General features: G+C 50.8%; 14 protein-coding genes and 1 tRNA gene. 8 read left to right on the forward strand and 7 right to left on the reverse strand.

Annotated features, from left to right (window positions below):
* Positions 1–35: 35 nt before the first annotated feature.
* Together uvrC and uvrY are read right to left on the reverse strand one after the other, a co-directional pair.
* Complete coding sequence (gene uvrC / locus AC1DUO_RS07095) at positions 36–1871, reverse strand: excinuclease ABC subunit UvrC (protein WP_477986897.1); 1836 nt, start codon at positions 1869–1871, stop codon at positions 36–38.
* A complete protein-coding gene (uvrY, locus tag AC1DUO_RS07100; RefSeq protein WP_013576296.1) occupies positions 1864–2520 on the reverse strand; it encodes a UvrY/SirA/GacA family response regulator transcription factor in 657 nt (218 codons plus the stop codon). Before uvrY ends, uvrC begins: the two co-directional genes overlap by 8 nt.
* Positions 2521–3259: 739 nt before the next feature.
* Between uvrY and AC1DUO_RS07105 the strand changes: the two genes are divergently transcribed.
* From AC1DUO_RS07105 to AC1DUO_RS07115, 3 genes are all read left to right on the forward strand, one after another.
* Positions 3260–3484: a DUF2594 family protein gene (locus AC1DUO_RS07105; protein WP_037037254.1), complete on the forward strand. Its 225-nt coding sequence runs from the start codon at positions 3260–3262 to the stop codon at positions 3482–3484.
* Between the two features lie 109 nt (positions 3485–3593).
* Positions 3594–3767, forward strand: coding sequence for a hypothetical protein (locus AC1DUO_RS07110; RefSeq protein ID WP_162906065.1), 174 nt, complete (start codon positions 3594–3596; stop codon positions 3765–3767).
* A 3-nt stretch (positions 3768–3770) separates the two neighbouring features.
* Complete coding sequence (locus AC1DUO_RS07115; protein WP_112151624.1) at positions 3771–4529, forward strand: AraC family transcriptional regulator; 759 nt, start codon at positions 3771–3773, stop codon at positions 4527–4529.
* Here the strand turns inward: AC1DUO_RS07115 and leuA are convergent.
* Both leuA and AC1DUO_RS07125 read right to left on the reverse strand, forming a co-directional pair.
* On the reverse strand, positions 4516–6186 hold the full coding sequence (leuA, locus tag AC1DUO_RS07120) for a 2-isopropylmalate synthase (protein ID WP_119261822.1): 1671 nt from the start codon (positions 6184–6186) through the stop codon (positions 4516–4518). The two genes, AC1DUO_RS07115 and leuA, sit on opposite strands and share 14 nt — an antisense overlap.
* Positions 6187–6347: 161 nt before the next feature.
* Positions 6348–6767: a hypothetical protein gene (locus AC1DUO_RS07125; RefSeq protein WP_013576301.1), complete on the reverse strand. Its 420-nt coding sequence runs from the start codon at positions 6765–6767 to the stop codon at positions 6348–6350.
* A gap of 227 nt (positions 6768–6994) precedes the next feature.
* Here AC1DUO_RS07125 and AC1DUO_RS07130 point away from each other — a divergent pair, with 227 nt between their 5' ends.
* Positions 6995–7243 (forward strand): hypothetical protein, encoded by a 249-nt coding sequence (locus tag AC1DUO_RS07130; RefSeq protein WP_013576302.1) that lies wholly within the window; start codon positions 6995–6997, stop codon positions 7241–7243.
* 255 nt (positions 7244–7498) lie between these two features.
* Here AC1DUO_RS07130 and AC1DUO_RS07135 read toward each other — a convergent pair.
* Positions 7499–7574: transfer RNA gene (locus AC1DUO_RS07135), tRNA-Lys, on the reverse strand.
* A gap of 371 nt (positions 7575–7945) precedes the next feature.
* Between AC1DUO_RS07135 and cycA the strand changes: the two genes are divergently transcribed.
* Together cycA and AC1DUO_RS07145 are read left to right on the forward strand one after the other, a co-directional pair.
* Positions 7946–9340: a D-serine/D-alanine/glycine transporter gene (gene cycA, locus AC1DUO_RS07140; protein ID WP_015690203.1), complete on the forward strand. Its 1395-nt coding sequence runs from the start codon at positions 7946–7948 to the stop codon at positions 9338–9340.
* Positions 9341–9744: 404 nt separating this feature from the next.
* Complete coding sequence (locus tag AC1DUO_RS07145; protein ID WP_477986900.1) at positions 9745–14475, forward strand: glucoamylase family protein; 4731 nt, start codon at positions 9745–9747, stop codon at positions 14473–14475.
* Positions 14476–14606: 131 nt separating this feature from the next.
* On the opposite strand, the gene AC1DUO_RS07150 is transcribed toward AC1DUO_RS07145, so the two are convergent.
* Together AC1DUO_RS07150 and rutR are read right to left on the reverse strand one after the other, a co-directional pair.
* A complete protein-coding gene (locus tag AC1DUO_RS07150) occupies positions 14607–15596 on the reverse strand; it encodes a metal-dependent hydrolase (protein ID WP_477986902.1) in 990 nt (329 codons plus the stop codon).
* Between the two features lie 9 nt (positions 15597–15605).
* Positions 15606–16295: an HTH-type transcriptional regulator RutR gene (rutR, locus tag AC1DUO_RS07155; RefSeq protein WP_013576306.1), complete on the reverse strand. Its 690-nt coding sequence runs from the start codon at positions 16293–16295 to the stop codon at positions 15606–15608.
* Between the two features lie 411 nt (positions 16296–16706).
* On the opposite strand from rutR, the gene rutA reads away from it, so the two are divergent.
* Together rutA and rutB are read left to right on the forward strand one after the other, a co-directional pair.
* Positions 16707–17798 (forward strand): pyrimidine utilization protein A, encoded by a 1092-nt coding sequence (gene rutA, locus AC1DUO_RS07160; protein WP_015690205.1) that lies wholly within the window; start codon positions 16707–16709, stop codon positions 17796–17798.
* Positions 17795–18547, forward strand: coding sequence for a pyrimidine utilization protein B (gene rutB, locus AC1DUO_RS07165; protein ID WP_015690206.1), 753 nt, complete (start codon positions 17795–17797; stop codon positions 18545–18547). Before rutA ends, rutB begins: the two co-directional genes overlap by 4 nt.
* The last annotated feature ends 26 nt before the right edge of the window (positions 18548–18573 follow it).

Genomic DNA, 18573 nt, shown 5'->3' on the forward strand with positions numbered 1-18573 from the left:
GGTGTGGATATTATGAGTATGTTGCTACATTGCCCTTAGTGTTTCAACGCATTATGAATCTTTTCTGCCAATGCGATAGAAATACCCGGTACCTGTGCAATTTCCTCTACGCTGGCATTCAGTAATGGCTGAATGCCTCCCATGTATTTCAGTAAAACCTGACGCCGCTTCGGCCCGACGCCTTCAATTTCTTCCAGCGCACTGGTCGTACGGACTTTCGCACGTCTCTGCCGGTGGCCGGTAATCGCATGGTTATGCGAGTCATCACGAATATGGTGGATGACATGCAACGCTGGCGAATCAGCGGGTAACGCAATCCCCTCACCTTCCGGCACAAAGAACAGCGTTTCGAGCCCGGCCTTACGATCCGCACCTTTCGCGATACCAATCAGTAAAGGTTTGGATTTGTCCCACTCCACATTCAGCGAATGAAACACATCCAGCGCCATGCCGAGTTGCCCTTTGCCGCCATCAATAAAGATAACGTCAGGAATTTTATTGTCATCGAGCGTCTTACCATAGCGACGCTGCAATACCTGCGCCATCGCCGCGTAATCATCGCCGGGCGTAATGCCGGTAATGTTGTAGCGTCGGTATTCAGAACGCACCGGGCCATTGCCGTCAAAAACCACGCAGGAAGCGACTGTCTGCTCGCCCATAGTATGGCTGATGTCGAAGCATTCCATACGGTTAATTTCCGCAAGATTCAGTGTTTTTGCCAGTTCAGACAGCCGCTGATGGATTGTCGACTGCTGAGCCAGTTTGGTCGTCAGTGCAGCAGAGGCATTGGTGCGCGCCAGTTTCAGATAACGGGCACGGTCGCCCCGCGGCTTACTCTGGATTTGCACTTTGCGCCCGGCCAGTTCGCTGAGCGAATCGGCCAGCAGATCTTTTTCCGCCAGACTGAAATCCAGCAGAATTTCGCCGGGCAGTGTCCGTTGCTGACTGCCCTGCAAATAGAATTGTCCAACGAAGGTCTGCACCACTTCGCCCAGATCGGTGCCGCCTGGTACTTTCGGRAAATAACTGCGGCTGCCCAGCACTTTGCCCTGACGGATAAACAGAACGTGCAGACATGCCATACCTGACTCGAAGCCCACGCCGATCACATCCAGATCTTCGCTGTTACCCGACACGAACTGACGCTCTGTCACGCGGCGTACAGCCTGAATTTGATCTCTTATCCGCCCGGCATCTTCGAAGCGCAGCGCTTTACTGGCTTCTTCCATGCGGTTTACGAGCTGTGTGACGACCTGCTGGTCTTTACCGGACAGGAAAAGGCGAACGTATTCCACCTGATCTTTATAATCTTCCTCACTCACCAGCCCTTTGACACACGGCCCCAGACAGCGACCAATCTGATATTGCAGACAAGGGCGCGAACGGTTGCTGTATACGCTGTTTTCACACTGGCGGATCGGGAAAAGTTTTTGCAGCAGCGCCAGTGTTTCGCGCACGGCATAGGAATTAGGAAAAGGCCCGAAATACTCGCCTTTGGCGTGCTTAGCACCGCGGTGAACTGAAAGTCTTGGATGATTATCCGCGCTGAGGAAGATCAGCGGATACGACTTATCATCGCGTAACAATACGTTATAACGCGGCTGATAAAGTTTGATGTAATTATGTTCGAGGAGCAGCGCTTCGGTTTCCGTGTGGGTCACCGTCACATCGATTTGCGCGATGTTTTTGACCAGCGTTTCGGTTTTGCGGCTGGAAACCTGGACGCGAAAATAACTCGAAAGACGTTTTTTGAGGTCTTTGGCTTTACCTACGTAGATTACGGTGCCGCTGGCGTCATACATTCTGTAGACGCCAGGCTGGCTGGTGACCGTTTTCAAAAAGGCTTTTGGGTCGAAACGCTCATCACTCACTGCCTGATAAAGTCTCCGTATTGAACAAACCGTGCCGGATTGCCAGATGTGTTAACTCAACATCACCGCTGATATTTAATTTACTAAACATCCGATAACGATAACTGTTAACTGTCTTCGGGCTCAAGTTCAGCTGTTCAGAAATTTCATTGACCTTTTGTCCCTTAGTGATCATCAGCATGATCTGCAGTTCACGCTCGGATAAGGAATCAAAAGGCGTTTCAGATTGTGGTTCAATCTGGCTCAGTGCCATTTGCTGAGCAATGTCGGAGGCAATATAACGCTGACCCGAATCAACCAGACGGATAGCATTGACCACTTCCTGTGGAGCTGCGCCTTTGCTCAGGTAACCGGAAGCCCCCGCCTGCATCACTTTGGCCGGTAGCGGGTTTTCAGTATAGATCGTTAACATGATGATCTTGATATCTGGCGAAAAGCGGACAATTTTCTTGGTCGCTTCAAGCCCGCCAATACCTGGCATGTTCATATCCATCAGGACAATATCAACGTCATTGGTCCGACACCATTTGACGGCATCTTCACCGCATTGCGCCTCACCAACAACTTTGATGCCTTTGATATCTTCAAGAATGCGTCGGATCCCTGCGCGCACCAGTTCGTGGTCATCAACAAGAAGAACGCTTATCAAAGAGAATTCTCCAAAAAATAAGGGCAACACACCGTCAGGGACTTCACGCTTGTCTTACGTAAACCTACGTATCGAACATTAAAAATTTGCTCTCAGACAGCTTATAAATGAAGAGAAGGTGGCAAATAAGAGGCCAATATCAACTAACTCGCCCCACTACCGCTCATCGGTAGTATTTTTAAAGCAGAAAGACACAGTTATTTATTATAGCCCGCGTATTTTACTCTATCAGACGTTCCTGACCAAGGAATGTCTGCAAAAAACTACTTTGCTGAATGTAAATGAGAAGTACCACCAACTGTATTAATAAATTATTAAAAATACGTGTCTAATCAAAGATCAAGCAGAAAAATCTGCGGTCTCTTTTAAGCGGTAAGTAAATAACTCCAGGCCCTTACTCATATCTGAAACTCTCTTTACGCCATGCTGGCTATTTAAGCGTCAGCACTGTCACTTCATATATCTATGATATATCCAATTATTATTTGCGATCGCACGAATTGATGATGGCTTATATGAATAAGTCTGCACATAAAGATGAAAAATTCTCAATCCCCCATTACGTTTAGTATTCTTTACTCATTGTCCGGAAACACTATATGCAGACGCTTAACCTCCCGTTTTAAGCGGCCATTCTGGCCTTGCCCTAAAACGTGCCAACTATGCTAAAATGCGGCCACTTTTCACCTGTTCAGAATTCGGTGCGCTGCCTGACAGCTTGCCTGAGGGGATACAAATAATGAGTAATTGCGATTTTACGACTGAAGCAAACGTTGAAACACTGGCAACAGAAGTTGCCTGCCTGAAAGCCACCCTGACCCTGATCCTCAAAGCGATTGGCCAGGCTGATGCAGGTAAAGTGATGCTGAACATGGAGCGTTTTGTCGCGCAGATGGAAGACGAACAGCAGGCTGCCGTGTTCAAAAATTCCCTGCAGCAAATCAAGTTTGCTTACCGTCAGTAATGCTATTTCAGAGTCTGTCACCCTGACAGGCTCTGCCTCTCTCCGCCCGGTTATTCCCCGCAATGTCTGCTATAATCATGCCCTGCATTCATTCAATGAGGACATAAGCATGAGCGACGAAAAGAATAAAGAAAACAAAAGCAAAGCCGACGAAGTCCATGTCAGTGACGGGCTGGGAGAACTGTTTGAAGTTTCTGAACAACTGACGGAAGAAGAAATTGAAAAAGCGGCAGAAGAAGCCAAACAAGCCGTAGAAGACGCCAAAAAACAGAAAAATCATTGATCAATGCATCACAACTTCCTTGCCCCGCATCAGGTGCTTGCGCCTCTGGCTATTGATTATCAACATGGTGACAGCGAGCCAGCCCACAGTCACAACTGCTCACAACTGATTCATACGCTATCCGGTATTGTAGAAGTGCATACGTCGCTCGGCACCTGGATGGTGCCGCCCGGGCGCGGGGTCTGGCTGCCTGCAGAGGTTGAACACAGTCTGCGTTTTATCGGCGGTGTAAAGGCCCGCACGCTGTTTGTCGATCCCCTCGCCCGTGCTGACTTACCTGCGCAATGTCAGGTAGTGCAGATTTCTCCGCTGCTGCGTGAACTGATTTTGGCCTCGCTGACTATTCCGGCCGATTATCTGCCCGGCGGGCGCGATGAACGCATCATGGAATTATTGCTTGATGAACTGCGTCTGTTGCCGACACTGCCTCTTTATCTGCCGGAACCCAACGAGCCGGAGCTGAGCGGGCTTTGCCAGCAAATTCGTGCAGATCTTTGTTCAACGTGGGAACTGGAAGATGTCGCGCAACGTCTGAATATCAGCAGCCGAACGCTCTCACGCCGTTTCCAGCGTGAAACGGGATTACGTTTCAGTGACTGGGTTCGCCAGGCAAAATTGCTCGAAGCACTGAACCAGCTTGCCGTTGGCGTTTCAGTTATTGATGTGGCGCTGGCACTCGGCTACGACAGCCCGAGTGCCTTCAGTGCGATGTTTCGCCGGTCGCTTGGCGTCTCACCCAGCGAATATTTTAATCAGTCATAATGGCGCTGGCTGCATTGAACAGTGCCTGCAATGAAGCACTGGACACATCGCTGTCAATCCCCACGCCATAACACGTTTCGCCCAACCTCCCCCGACAGCTCAGATACGCCACCGCGCGACTGTGGCTCTGATGTCCCAGCGTATGTTCATGATAATCGCCGATTTCCAGGAGCACATCGTAACTGCGACGCAATGCATCCGCTGCACCGGACAGCAAACCGTTACCGCTACCCGTAATATGTTGTTCTTCATTACGATAGCGGATCCGCGCACTGAAATGGCAGACGGTTTGCTCATCGCTGCGGATGTCATAACTGAGCAATTTCACCACGGGCAGATCGGTTAACCCGTAACGCTGCCGGAACAGTCGCCAGATATCGCTGGTGCTCATTTCCTTGCCATGCGTATCGGTTTCACGCTGCACCGCTTTACTGAAATCAATTTGCAAACCGCGCGGCAATTTCAGCCCGTGATTCTGTTCCAGCAACCAGGCCGCCCCGCTTTTCCCGGACTGGCTGTTCACGCGGATCACCGCTTCATAACTGCAACCGACATCCGCAGGATCTAACGGCAGATACGGCACGCGCCAGACCGTGCTCTCTGATGTTTTCTGTGCAGCAAACCCTTTTTTGATGGCGTCCTGATGCGAGCCCGAAAATGCCGTAAACACCAGTTCACCGGCATACGGATGGCGCGGATGCACCGGTAACTGGTTACATTCCTCCACCGCCTCGACAATCGTCTGCAAATTGCTGAAATCCAGCTGCGGCGAGATGCCCTGCGTGTAAAGGTTCAGCGCCAGCGTCACAATATCCACGTTGCCGGTGCGTTCACCGTTACCAAAAAGACATCCTTCCACACGGTCGGCACCGGCCAGCATCGCCAGCTCAGCACAGGCCACACCGGTTCCGCGGTCATTGTGCGGATGAACGCTGATGGAAACCTGTTCGCGGTGGCTGAAATGACGGCAGAACCATTCAATCTGGTCGGCATAAACATTCGGTGTGCTGACTTCTACTGTTGCCGGTAAATTAATGATCATCGGCCTTTCATTGCCCGGTTTCCAGACATCCGCCACGGCTTCACACACTTCCAGCGCAAACTCCAGTTCAGTGAAGCAGAAGGTTTCCGGTGAATACTCAAATGTCCATTCAGTTTGCGAATATTGCCCGCACAACTGACGAATTTGCTGAGCGCCGCGAACCGCCAGCTCGCGCGTTGCGGCCTGATCCTGATTAAATACCACTTCACGGAACACAGGCGCAGTGGCGTTATATAAATGCACAATGGCACGCGGCACATCTTTGAGTGCCTCGAAGGTGCGGGCAATCAGATCCGGCCGCGAAGGCGTCAGCACCTGAATCACCACATCATCCGGGATGAGCCTCTCTTCAATCAGGCTGCGGACAAAATCGAAATCGGTTTGTGAAGCCGAGGGAAACGCCACCTCAATCTGCTTAAAACCACACTTCACCAGCAAATCAAAAAACTGACGCTTACGGGCATTATCCATGGGTTCTGCAAGCGCCTGATTGCCGTCACGCAAATCACTTGAACACCATTGCGGCGCTTTACAGAGCACATTTCCTGGCCACTGGCGATCGGGTAAATTCACCTGCGGGAAGGGGCGATATTTTTGCGACGGGTCGTTTAACATACGATTCTCCTTTTATCATTGGGCAGCGGTTATGTTCCGTTAAATACATAGTACGCAAACGATAACTTCCTGCGCCTGACTAACTGACAGTCACCCTCGCAAAACGGACAAAAAGAAAATGATCATAAAAAAACCCGCATTCTGCGGGTTTATTCATTTTGTTATTTATTGCCGCTGCCTTCCGGCCGGATATTGTAGGTTCCGAAGAAGCTGCGATCCGTTTCCAGACTGATACTTTTACCATTCGCATCAACGGTAATCGAACCTGATGTCTTGGTCAGCGCGCAGGCAATGCGAACATCAATAGTGCGCATCCCGTTCGGCACATTCAAATCCACGTACTGATTAAAATGCAGGGAAGCCACGGTTTGTCCGTCTAAAAACACTATCAGCGGACAGGTTTTCTCAAACGGCACGACTGACCACTGATCTAAACGGTGTAAACGGATGTGGGTCTGCCCTGCCGGCGCTGCCGAGCTGGCGTTAGCGAAAGATGACTTGACCTGCAGCGTCGGTTCATAAGGATTGGCCGCACACCCGGCTAAAAATAAAGCAGCCAAGGCCACCAGTGTTTTTTTCATCGTTATCTCCCTGAGTTTATGCACGAATGATAGCAGTGTGCGCGCAGCGGGCAACAAAAAACCGGTGGGAGCGGGTACGGAGTGTCCGCAAGCGTAAAAAAGTCATCTAAATCTGTGACGTTAGTACAAAAAAACATCACCCGAATTGCTAATAGTCCTCCACTGGTATTTGATATTCTTGTTAGGATTTATCCGATCAGTTGTTCAACTCAGTTTCAGGAATCACTATGTACAGCTACACATTAATCGCCCCCGCAGGGATCGTTAAAGCCTACGAAGACGAATTCCGCGACAAAGGGATTGAGTTACTGGTTGCCAAACAGAATCGTTCGGAGACGGTCGTCTTGCGCAGTGACCGGTTCACCGAAGAAAGCACATTTATCACGCACGTTCATCTGCTGATCTTCAGCCTGTGCATGCGTGTACAAAAACAACTCAAAAATGGCAATGCACCCAATACCACCATTATGTATTGATGCATTCCTGCACTTAACACTGTTTTGGCCTCAAACCGGGGCCTGACAGCTATTCCCTGTATTTCTTCCTTCCGCTCATCTTTATATGCCATAAAAATATTCCTGCCAGATTGCGTAAATAAACGACAAACCGTTGAGGTTTATTTCCCGACAGGCGATGACTTTATTAGCAGTGCATAAAACAGAGGAACTGACGGATTAAAGAAGAAGGGAAATAAAAGCAGAAGGAGCTTAATGCATTGATTAATCATTTGTTGGTGGGTCGTGGCGGGTTCGAACCGCCGACCAATTGATTAAGAGTCAACTGCTCTACCGACTGAGCTAACGACCCAACGGGACGGATTATTCTCCTCTGCAAGGATGATGTCAAACGCTTACCCTCACTTTTTTGCCGTTATTTTCATTAATATTTGTGAAGCTCATCACTCTTAAAAACGCTATTATTCCCACCGTCTCTGAAGAGACTTGATTAATTAACACTCAGTTATCCGCGATGTAAAAATTACGATACATTTTTTCCGTTGGCATTTTTCATGCCAGTTATAATAAATGCGCACTTAACATTACTATTACAACGTTCACGCACGCTGTCGTTCCGGTCGTGGTGACCAAAGGGCCACTCAGAGCTCAAAAAATTGACGTAAATGAATGCGATATGGCGGAGTTCATACGCAAAAAGCAAAAAACAGGAATCAATACAACATGCAAGAAGAGTCAAAAATCCTCGTCCAGCCTGGGGAAGAGAACGCTGAAGGTTTGCGGCGAAATCTTTCCAACCGTCATATCCAGCTCATTGCCATTGGCGGCGCGATCGGTACCGGCCTGTTTATGGGCTCAGGCAAAACCATCAGCCTCGCCGGTCCGTCCATCATCTTCGTCTACATGATCATCGGCTTTATGCTGTTTTTCGTCATGCGCGCGATGGGCGAACTGTTACTGTCCAACCTCGAATACAAATCTTTTAGTGATTTTGCCGCCGACCTGCTGGGCCCGTGGGCCGGGTATTTCACCGGCTGGACCTACTGGTTCTGCTGGGTGGTCACCGGCATCGCCGACGTCGTCGCTATCACCGCTTACGCACAGTTCTGGTTCCCCGGACTCTCGCAATGGGTCGCATCCCTGCTCTGCGTGCTGGTGCTGCTGAGCCTCAATCTCGCTACTGTGAAAATGTTCGGTGAGATGGAATTCTGGTTCGCGATGATCAAAATCGTCGCCATCGTCGGGCTGATTATCGCCGGGCTGGTGATGGTGCTGACGCACTTCCAGACGCCGACCGGCACCGTCGCGTCCTTCAGCAATCTGTGGAATGATGGCGGGTTCTTCCCGAAAGGCGTGAGCGGTTTCTTTGCCGGTTTCCAGATAGCGGTGTTCGCGTTTGTCGGTATCGAACTGGTGGGCACCACCGCCGCAGAAACTAAAGATCCGCAGAAATCCCTGCCGCGCGCCATCAACGCCATTCCGCTGCGCATCATCATGTTTTATGTGTTCTCACTGATCATGATTATGTCGGTGACACCCTGGAGCCATGTGGTGGCGGATAAAAGCCCGTTCGTTGAACTGTTCGTACTTGCCGGTCTTCCGGCTGCGGCGAGCATTATCAACTTTGTAGTGCTGACTTCGGCGGCGTCTTCCGCCAACAGTGGCGTATTCTCCACCAGTCGCATGTTGTTCGGTCTGGCACAGGAAGGCAATGCGCCGAAAGCGTTCGGCAAGCTCTCTTCCCGCGCTGTACCGTCGAACGGCCTGACATTTTCCTGCATCTGCCTGCTCGGCGGTGTGGTGCTGATTTACCTGATCCCGAATGTGGTGACGGTCTTCACGCTGGTCACGACCGTTTCGGCGATTCTGTTTATGTTCGTCTGGACCATCATCCTCTGCTCTTATCTGGTCTACCGCCGTCAACGTCCGCAACTGCACGAAGCTTCAATCTACAAAATGCCGCTCGGCAAACTGATGTGCTGGGTCTGTATGGCATTCTTTGCTTTTGTTCTGGTACTGCTGACCTTGCAGGATGATACCCGTCAGGCGTTACTCGTCACGCCGCTGTGGTTTGTGATTCTGGCGATTGGCTACGGGTTGCGCAGACGCCAGTCCTGATTGCACGAATATACTGCCAAAGGTATTTGGTAATCACAGTGTCCTGAATTACTGAGGAGCATAAAAATCCTCCTCAGTAATTCTCTCTCATTAATTATTAATCTCTTTTTTATTATAAAGGCGCTGCAAATCCTTTGCGGTACTTTCATTTAAATATTTAAATCATAAACATTCACTAAAAAATATAATTTCCTCTGCGTGATTATTTATGATACACGCCCGCCTCATACCTTAGTTAGCATTAAATTGAATTTAATGTCGATTAGCGTGAGGTCTATATTATGTGTTCTGCAAAGCAAGATGTACAACCAGAAATTATCATTCAGGATAATGACCCCTCTATTATTTATACCGGAAACTGGACCCGATATACCGGACGAGCATACAGCGATGATGGTGCAAGTATGGCGCTGTATGATAACGGTAAGTATTTTGAATACACATTTACCGGTTCAGGCATTGGGTATTACAGCGAAGGAAATACCGATCAGGGCGAAATAGATTTTTATCTTGATGGCGTGTTACACGGTACGGCAACAACCAAAACTTCAACGCGCCAGTACAGCGATCTTATTTATTATATTACCGACATATCGCCCGGAGAACATACTTTTAAAGGGGTGAAAAAAAACGGATCCTGGATGCTGCTTGATCAGCTTAAAGTGTATAACGATGCCGCGCTTACCGCTGAAGTAGAGCAATTTTTAGGCGCAGGCAGTGAAGGGACAGCACGGCTTCAGTTCAATCAATCGCTGGATAGCCAAAGCGGAACTGAACCGGGAAATTATCAGTTGAACAACGGAGCAAGCGTTATCTCCGTCACTTTAAGCAATGACCGAAAGACTGCTGACCTCACCATTACCGGGCTGACCACGCAAACGGATTACACACTCACGTTGAGCCAAATCAGCAACCAGATTCTGACCACCACCGTTCAAAACCAGACCTTTACGCTAAACTACACTGCACTTCCTGCGGAACAGGTTTATGACGACCCGGTCGCCGACATTGTATATGCCGGTAAGTGGACGCACAGCACGAACCGTACACAAAGTATCTTTTATCACACCACCTCGTATACCCAGAGTAATAACTCTGCGACCTTTACACTAAACTTTATTGGTACCGGTATTTCTTATATTGCCGAAAGCAGTAGCGATCAGGGTGATGTTGAAATTTATATTGATGGTGTGTCTCAGGGCAGAATAAGCACCTGGTCTTCCACCCATCTGGACAGCCATATTCTGTATCAAAAGGTGGATTTACCGTTTGGTTCACACACGATTCAGGGAATTAAACGTTCGGGGTCTTATGCACATCTGGATGCATTAAAAGTCTACAATGCCGGTGATCTTGAAATTGTTGAAACCACTACCGACAGTAATAACAATATTCTGGTGACGTTTAACCAGGCTCTGGATTCAACGAGTGCGTTAACTCTCACTAACTCTGTGCTGGATAATAGTGGCGTTATTCAAAGTGTCGCGCTGGATGATTTAAAAACCACACTGACACTTAATGTGCCTGACTTACAAACTGGAATTCCCTATACCCTGACTTTCCACGGATTTAAAAATGAGATCCTGACGAAAGATTTTGCCGATATTCAGGCCACGTTTACTTACAACCAGGGCATGAAGTATTACTACACCTTTGATGATGAAACTGACGGGGCTTTCTTAGAGACCATTAATAACCAACGTAGTGCAATAAGCCAGGGGCAAGCCCCCTCGCTGGTGACGGCAAAGCTTAACAATGGTATCGATTTTGCCAGCGGGCAGCCGGGTTATATTGATTTAGGCGTGCTTGATTGTTTGCAATATTCCGCCTTTACCGTGGAAGYCTGGATATACCCGCGTTCAACAGCGATGAGTATGATCGTCAGCCAGGACACGCGTAATAACAACAACCAGCGCTGGCAGCTTTATACCCAGGACAATCAGCTGGTTTGCACGATGTCGAATGATACCAACAGCACCTCATTTACTTTAAAAACCAAGTCTTTTATTCCGCTGAATGCCTGGACCCACGTCGCCATTTTGCGCCAGGGTGATGAATATGCCCTGGCCGTTAACGGCAATATGGCGATGACAGGCGGCAGTAACGTGGTGCAAACGAACGTCACCACTTCGGTGAAAGTGGGCGGACGGCTGGATACCAACGGCGCKGTGACGGATGCTTTCGACGGTATCATTGATGAAGTTAAATTCTTTGATTCACAGATAAGCCCGCAAACGTTGAGCGGGCATTATCGTCAACTGGCCGACACGAACTTCAACCTTCAGGCGAGTAACGGCACGCTGAAAGCTGTGTTTGTTCACCCGCAATCTGTCGAGCCTGTGCTGAGTGATTTCCGGACACACCTCAAAGTGAACAGTGAAATGCGCGTGGGTTTGCCAATAACTGGTTTTGTGTGGGATGCGGCAAGCAATACGGCAACACTCTCTTTCACGCCACTCGAACTTGCGGCGGTTGAACAAAATATCATCTTCACCGTGCGTTATCGGGAGTTGCCTGTCGATGCGGATTTCTCGCTGGAACCGACCACGATAGCTGCCCCTTCCCTCTCGTCACTGGTGTTAAACGGTTCGTTACTGACGCGCGAAATTTTACGCCCGGATTATCTTTTTACTGACCCCGGCGGTTTTGCAGAAAATGGCAGTGAATACCTGTGGGAAGTGGCGAGCAGTACGACTGGCCCATTCAGTACCATCAACGGGTTGCATACCCGCACAATGATGCTGTTGCCTGAGCACAACGGGAAATACATTCGTGTCACGGTTACACCGCGCAATGAACGCCTGTGCTTTGGTGAGTCACAATCTGTGATTGTCGGGCCTGTCGTTGCGCGAAGTGGCAACCCGCGAACCGACTGGTTCCGCAATGCGCACTACGGCGTATCGCACCATTTCCTGCCTAACTATCTCAATCTCTCATCGGATATTCCGCAAGATGAGAAATGGCAGCCGGGCGAAAGCTGGGACGATTTCCTCAGTACTTTTGACGTGCAGGCTTATGCCAAAGCCGTCAGCGAAACGGGGGCGGGATTTGTTCTGCTGACGATGGATCAACATGCCGGATATAACCTTGGCCCGAATAAAACTCATGACGCCATTCTGGATATTGAACCTGGCGTGCGCAGCGCCATTCGTGATTTGCCGCTGGAAATGGCTCAGGAACTGGCGAAATACGATATCAAACTGATGTTGTACATGATGGGTTACGCGCCTGCTAAAGCCAGCCTGGTCTATTACGATGATGACGCGAATCAGCACTCGCCGGATCGCTGGGGTGACATGCTGGTCCCGCATCTGTACGAATGCTCCCCGTTTGACAACGTTATCACGTCAGAAACCACGCGCATGAATTACGCGGTGGTAAGAGAGTTTGGTGAACGCTACGGTGATTTGTTAGCAGGCTGGTGGTTCGATGGCATGTGGAATAACTACACCGACATGAGCCAGCCCTACAATATCAATGACGTGGTGGACGGCTCGCGGGCGGGGAATCCGGACCGAATTGTCACCGGGATTGGTGTTCATACCCTGACTTACACGGATTACTCAGCGGGTGAATCCTACGGCTCGAAAAATGCCGAAGGCAACTATGTGATGACTGACCTGCCGGACACACGCTGGGACAGCAACGACGGCTATCATCAGTGGTTCCGCTGGATAGCACTCGGTAACCAGGCGGTGAATGCGGGCTGGGGCGCGATGGGTTCAAGCGATACCGGTAAACATTACGATACCGACGCGCTCGCCCAATGGGTGAAAGACGTAGCTGCCCGTGATGGCGTGGCCTGTATGGATATTCGCATCAACCGTTTCGGAGAACTGGACCCGATTGTTTCTCAACAACTTGCGGCCGTCAACGCGGCAGTTTATCCGTCCCTCGATGACGAGCAGTTGCTTGATAAAGTACAGCAAACCACGCTGCGCTATTTCTGGGACTACGCACACCCGACCAGCGGTCTGGCTTTTGAGCGGTTATATCGCAACAGCGATGCCGGGCCTGATGAACCCATTGCGATTGGGGGGAGCGGTTTTGGCATCATGGGGATTTTAGTGGCGATTGAGCGCGGTTTCGTCAGTCGTGAGGATGGGTACGACCGCATTAACAAAATGGTCGATTTCCTTGGCGGGCCGACCACGCGCTACAAAGGGGCCTGGCCGCACTGGATTAACGGCAGCACGGGCGCGACCATTCCGTTTGGTTCCGATGATAACGGTGCCGATCTGGTGGAAACGTCGTATATGGTGCAGGGCTTGTTAACAGCGCGTCAGTATTTTAACGACACTGCGCTGACGGACAAAATCAACGCCCTCTGGCATGACATTGACTGGAACTACTTCACCAATAACAGCAACAGCCTGTACTGGCATATCGATAAAGATTTGCAGTTCACCATGGGGATGAAAATCACCGGCTGGAATGAGGCGATGATAACCTATCTTTTGGCTATCGCTTCTCCGACGCATGCCATCGACCCGGCACTCTGGAAAAGTGGCTGGTCACAGGGAAGTTATAACAACAAAAACAAAGTCTATTACGACATCACGTTGCCGATCGGCCCGACGATGGGCGGCCCGATGTTCTTTATGCACTACTCGTTCCTCGGTTTTGACCCGCGTAACCTGCGGGACAGTGCCAATAACGTGAATTATTTCCAGCAGGGTGAAGCGCAAAGCCAGATCCAGCAGGCTTACAGTATCGATAATCCTGGCGGATTTAACGGCTATGCAGAAAATTACTGGGGACTGACATCGGGTTACGGGCCTGCAGGTTATGCAAGTCATGATCCAACGTCTGATGACGGCACGATTACCCTTACCGCTGCACTATGTGACTTACCTTATTTACCTGAAGCGTCGATGGCAGCGCTGCGCCATTTTTATGACGACCTGGGAAATGCGCTGTGGACAGAGAAATGCGGGTTTATTGATGGTGTTAATCTTTCCAAAAACTGGTATTCCGATGGATATCTGGCCATCGACCAGGGGCCAATCATTGGCATGATTGAAAACCATCGTAGTGGATTGTTATGGCGCTATTTTATGACCTGCCCTGAAATTCAGCAGGCCTTATCTCTTATCGGTTTTGTCGATGATGACATTCCGCCACGTGAGAGTTAATTAACGGTCGGATCTCCGGTGTTTGTCTGCGAGAGTCAATGCAGGCAAACACTTCCCACCGTTATGACAACACTTTGATGCTAACACCTCAGTCCGGGGGAGCCCACGGGCTCCTTTTGCTCTATTGCAGATTACTCCACTTCCAGCGCCTGTCTGAACTGATCCCACATTTTCACCGCCGACGGTCTGGCTGATGCCACTTTCACCGGCAGTTCTGGTGGTGCACCGGCTTTCATCTCGCCGAGATCGAACACAAAGGTGTAATCCGGTTCCTGCCCCATACGTAAATCGCTGACCAGAATATGGCCGCCCTGCTCTTTTACGCTGAAAAAGCCGTGGCTGAACCAGGCGACACGCGCCAGAAAGGCATTATCTTTGTGTGCTTCATACAACGCTTCACCGCGCGGATAGAAGCGGAAACGGATCGGTGAATCCGGGTGCAGCAGCGAGGTAAACCCTTCGCCGTAACTGTCTTTACTCATCACCACCACGCGCCACACCAGCGAATTGAGCGGCGTCGGCGTGACCAGAATCTGTGTGCTTTCGATGTTCTGGCGTTGTAATTCCTCGCCCACATGCCGCGTCACCTGATGTTGCTCGAAGGCGGTACAGGCCAGATATAAACAACTCACGCCCAGCAGCACGTTATTCCACATGATCCCACGCTGTTGCTCGCGGTACAGCGCCAGCCCGACGCCGATGATCAGCGGTAAGGTATAAAGCGGATCGACGATGAAAATGCTGCCGACCGCAAACGGATAGTTTGTGAATGGCAATCCAAGCTGCGTGCCGTACACCGTCATCAGATCCAGCAACGGATGAGTGATCAGTGCCAGCCAGACCGCGCCCCACCAGCGTTTGAAATGCTGCCCGCCGCTGAGCAATTTTGACATCAGCCAGGCAATCAGCGGCGAAACCAGCGTCAGATAAAACAGCGCATGGCTTTCGGTGCGATGCAGGGTCATATTGCTGATGGCGTCACCGTGATCGTAAAACACATCCAGATCGGGCAAGGTTCCGCATACCGCGCCAGCCAGTGCAGATTTCCACACCGGCACCCGTTTGCCCATCACCGCAATGCCGACCGCAGCGCCAAGAACTAATTGTGAAACCGAATCCATTCTGCCCTCTCAGACCCGAAGCTGAATGCCTTCGGTAATAATGCGCTGCACGTTACTCACCGTTTGTTCAAAGAACTCAGGATCACTGAGCGTTTTGCCGGTGATGGCTTCGACCTGCACGCCGAAATCGGCGTAATGCTGCGTGGTCGCCCACAGCATAAATATCAGTTGCATCGGGTCAACAGGTGCGATCAGTTCTGCTTTAATCCAGCCGCGTATCACATCCGATTTATCTTCCACCAGCGTTTTCAGGCTACCGCCCAGTTCCTGTTTCAGCAGCGGCGCGCCCTGCACCATCTCCAGACAAAACAGCTTTGATGCCTGCGGGTGATCGCGCGAAACGCACAGCTTCAGGCGGATATATTCCCGGATAGCTTCCAGCGGATGTTGATCCGACTGCAACGCTTTCAGCGGCGCCAGCCAGATATCCAGCAACCCTTTGAGCACCGCGATATACAAATCTTCTTTCGACGGGAAGTAATACAGCAGATTGGTTTTGGACACGTCGGCGCGCTCGGCAACCTGATCCAGACTGGTGCCATGCATGCCGTACAACGAAAAGAACTCCAGCGCCGCCGCCATGATATTGCTGCGTTTGGCGGCGACGGCCCGCGAGCGTCGCGTCGGCGCTTTCGCCGCCGTCTGGCGGGATTTTTTCTCTCCGGCGTGAGGCAACGGAGGTTCAACCAATGGCTTCACAATGTCTCCCTGAGACAAACAGCAAGACGGAAATCATAACAAATGGAGGTACAAGCGACTATCGCTAAGCCTGTCGATGATGAAAGTAACACCAAAGACAATAAACATTAACCACAAAGAGTTATCCGTTTAACAAATTTGCACCATTTTTGTTCAATCCTGCCTGATAGATGTGCAGTTATTTTTGACCAGATGGTCTGAAACAGACCATTTGCTCCACCTGAAAACGAAACACATTTTTAACTCATTGATAACACTGCGCATTCTAAAAGTGGCATCACGTTTGCAATAGCTTTCCCGTCAGGAGATTTCAGCACGGTGCAATTCGGAACCCGCAGGACGCACTCAAGCCGCGCAGAGATTTTCGCAAGCCCTTGTTTTGGTAATTTTTATTTTCAACCGAGGTGAGCTATGAAAATCGGTGTATTCATTCCTATCGGCAACAACGGCTGGTTAATTTCAGAAACTGCGCCGCAGTACAAACCGACCTTCGAACTGAACAAAACCATCGTGCAGAAAGCGGAGCATTATCATTTTGATTTCGCGCTGTCGATGATCAAACTGCGCGGCTTCGGTGGCAAAACCGAATTCTGGGAACACAATATGGAGTCGTTCACGCTGATGGCCGGTCTGGCTGCCGTGACCTCCCGCATCCAGCTTTATGCCACCGCCGCCACGCTGGTGATGCCTCCGGCGATTGTGGCGCGCATGGCCGCCACCATTGATTCCATTTCCAACGGACGTTTCGGCGTGAACGTCGTCACCGGCTGGCAGAAACCGGAATACGAGCAAATGGGCATGTGGCCGGGCGATGACTATTTCAGCCGCCGCTATGATTACCTGACCGAATACGTCAGCGTGCTGCGCGACCTGTGGGGCACCGGTCACTGCACACTCGACGGCGAATTCTTCAAAATGGACGACTGCCGCGTCAGTCCGCGCCCACAGAGCGAAATGAAAGTGATCTGCGCCGGACAAAGCGATGCGGGTATGGCGTTCTCCGCCAAACATGCCGATTTCAACTTCTGCTTCGGCAAAGGCGTTAACACACCGACCGCCTTTGCACCGACCGCCGCACGCATGAAAACGGCGGCCGAAGCCGAAGGGCGCGACGTTTCTTCTTATGTCCTGTTTATGGTGATTGCCGACGAAACCGACGCCGCTGCCCGCGCCAAATGGGATTTGTATAAATCCGGTGCTGACGCCGAGGCGCTCGCGTGGCTCACCGACCAGAGCAGCAAAGACACCAAATCCGGCGCTGATACCAACGTCCGCCAGATGGCTGACCCGACTTCGGCGGTCAATATCAACATGGGCACACTGGTCGGTTCTTACGCCAGCGTTGCCAGAATGCTTGACGAAATCGACACCGTGCCCGGCGCAGGCGGCGTACTGCTGACCTTTGACGATTTTGTCGAAGGCATCGAAAACTTTGGCCGTTATATCCAGCCACTCATGAAAACCCGCCAGCACATCGGCACTGAGCAGAAAGAGGTCGCATGATGAACGTTGTTGAGAATCAAACTGTGGTCCGCCGCGAGCCCCACAACACCGGCGAGGAAACGATCCTCACAGCACGTCCTGAAGCCATTGCCTTTACGCCGCAGCAAACGGCGCTGATTGTGGTGGATATGCAAAACGCCTACGCCTCACAGGGCGGTTATCTGGATCTGGCGGGGTTTGATGTCTCCGCCACCGCGCCGGTGATTGCCAATATCAAAGTGGCGATTGCCGCTGCCCGCGCCGCCGGAATCAAAGTGATTTTCTTCCAGAACGGCTGGGACAACCAGTACGTCGAAGCTGGCGGTGCCGGTTCGCCTAACTTTCATAAATCCAATGCGCTGAAAACCATGCGTAAACGCCCGGAACTGATGGGCAAACTGCTGGCGAAAGGTGACTGGGATTATGACCTGGTGGATGAACTGCAGCCGCAGCCCGGCGACATTGTCCTGCCCAAACCACGCTACAGCGGCTTCTTCAATACTCAGCTCGACAGCCTGCTGCGCAGCTACGGTATTCACCATCTGGTGTTCACCGGCATCGCCACTAACGTCTGCGTGGAATCTACGCTGCGTGACGGCTTCTTCCTCGAATATTTCGGTGTGGTACTGGAAGACGCCACCCATCAGGCCGGGCCGGAATTCGCACAAAAAGCGGCGATTTATAACATTGAAACCTTCTTTGGCTGGGTCTCCAGCGTACGTAATTTCTGCGATGCCGTGGGTTACAAAACTGAACAAAATGCGGCCTGACCGCTTTCTGAAAAGGACAATTAACC

It is taken from the genome of Rahnella sp. P4_A8 (assembly GCF_056402435.1).

Bases quoted from the DNA above. Each gene is read 5' to 3' on its own strand.
- AC1DUO_RS07105 (WP_037037254.1), top strand. From the start codon at position 3,260: ATGAGTAATTGCGATTTTACGACTGAAGCAAACGTTGAAACACTGGCA.
- AC1DUO_RS07110 (WP_162906065.1), top strand. From the start codon at position 3,594: ATGAGCGACGAAAAGAATAAAGAAAACAAAAGCAAAGCCGACGAAGTC.
- AC1DUO_RS07115 (WP_112151624.1), top strand. From the start codon at position 3,771: ATGCATCACAACTTCCTTGCCCCGCATCAGGTGCTTGCGCCTCTGGCT.
- leuA (WP_119261822.1), bottom strand. From the start codon at position 6,186: ATGTTAAACGACCCGTCGCAAAAATATCGCCCCTTCCCGCAGGTGAAT.
- AC1DUO_RS07125 (WP_013576301.1), bottom strand. From the start codon at position 6,767: ATGAAAAAAACACTGGTGGCCTTGGCTGCTTTATTTTTAGCCGGGTGT.
- AC1DUO_RS07130 (WP_013576302.1), top strand. From the start codon at position 6,995: ATGTACAGCTACACATTAATCGCCCCCGCAGGGATCGTTAAAGCCTAC.
- cycA (WP_015690203.1), top strand. From the start codon at position 7,946: ATGCAAGAAGAGTCAAAAATCCTCGTCCAGCCTGGGGAAGAGAACGCT.
- AC1DUO_RS07150 (WP_477986902.1), bottom strand. From the start codon at position 15,596: ATGGATTCGGTTTCACAATTAGTTCTTGGCGCTGCGGTCGGCATTGCG.
- rutA (WP_015690205.1), top strand. From the start codon at position 16,707: ATGAAAATCGGTGTATTCATTCCTATCGGCAACAACGGCTGGTTAATT.
- rutB (WP_015690206.1), top strand. From the start codon at position 17,795: ATGATGAACGTTGTTGAGAATCAAACTGTGGTCCGCCGCGAGCCCCAC.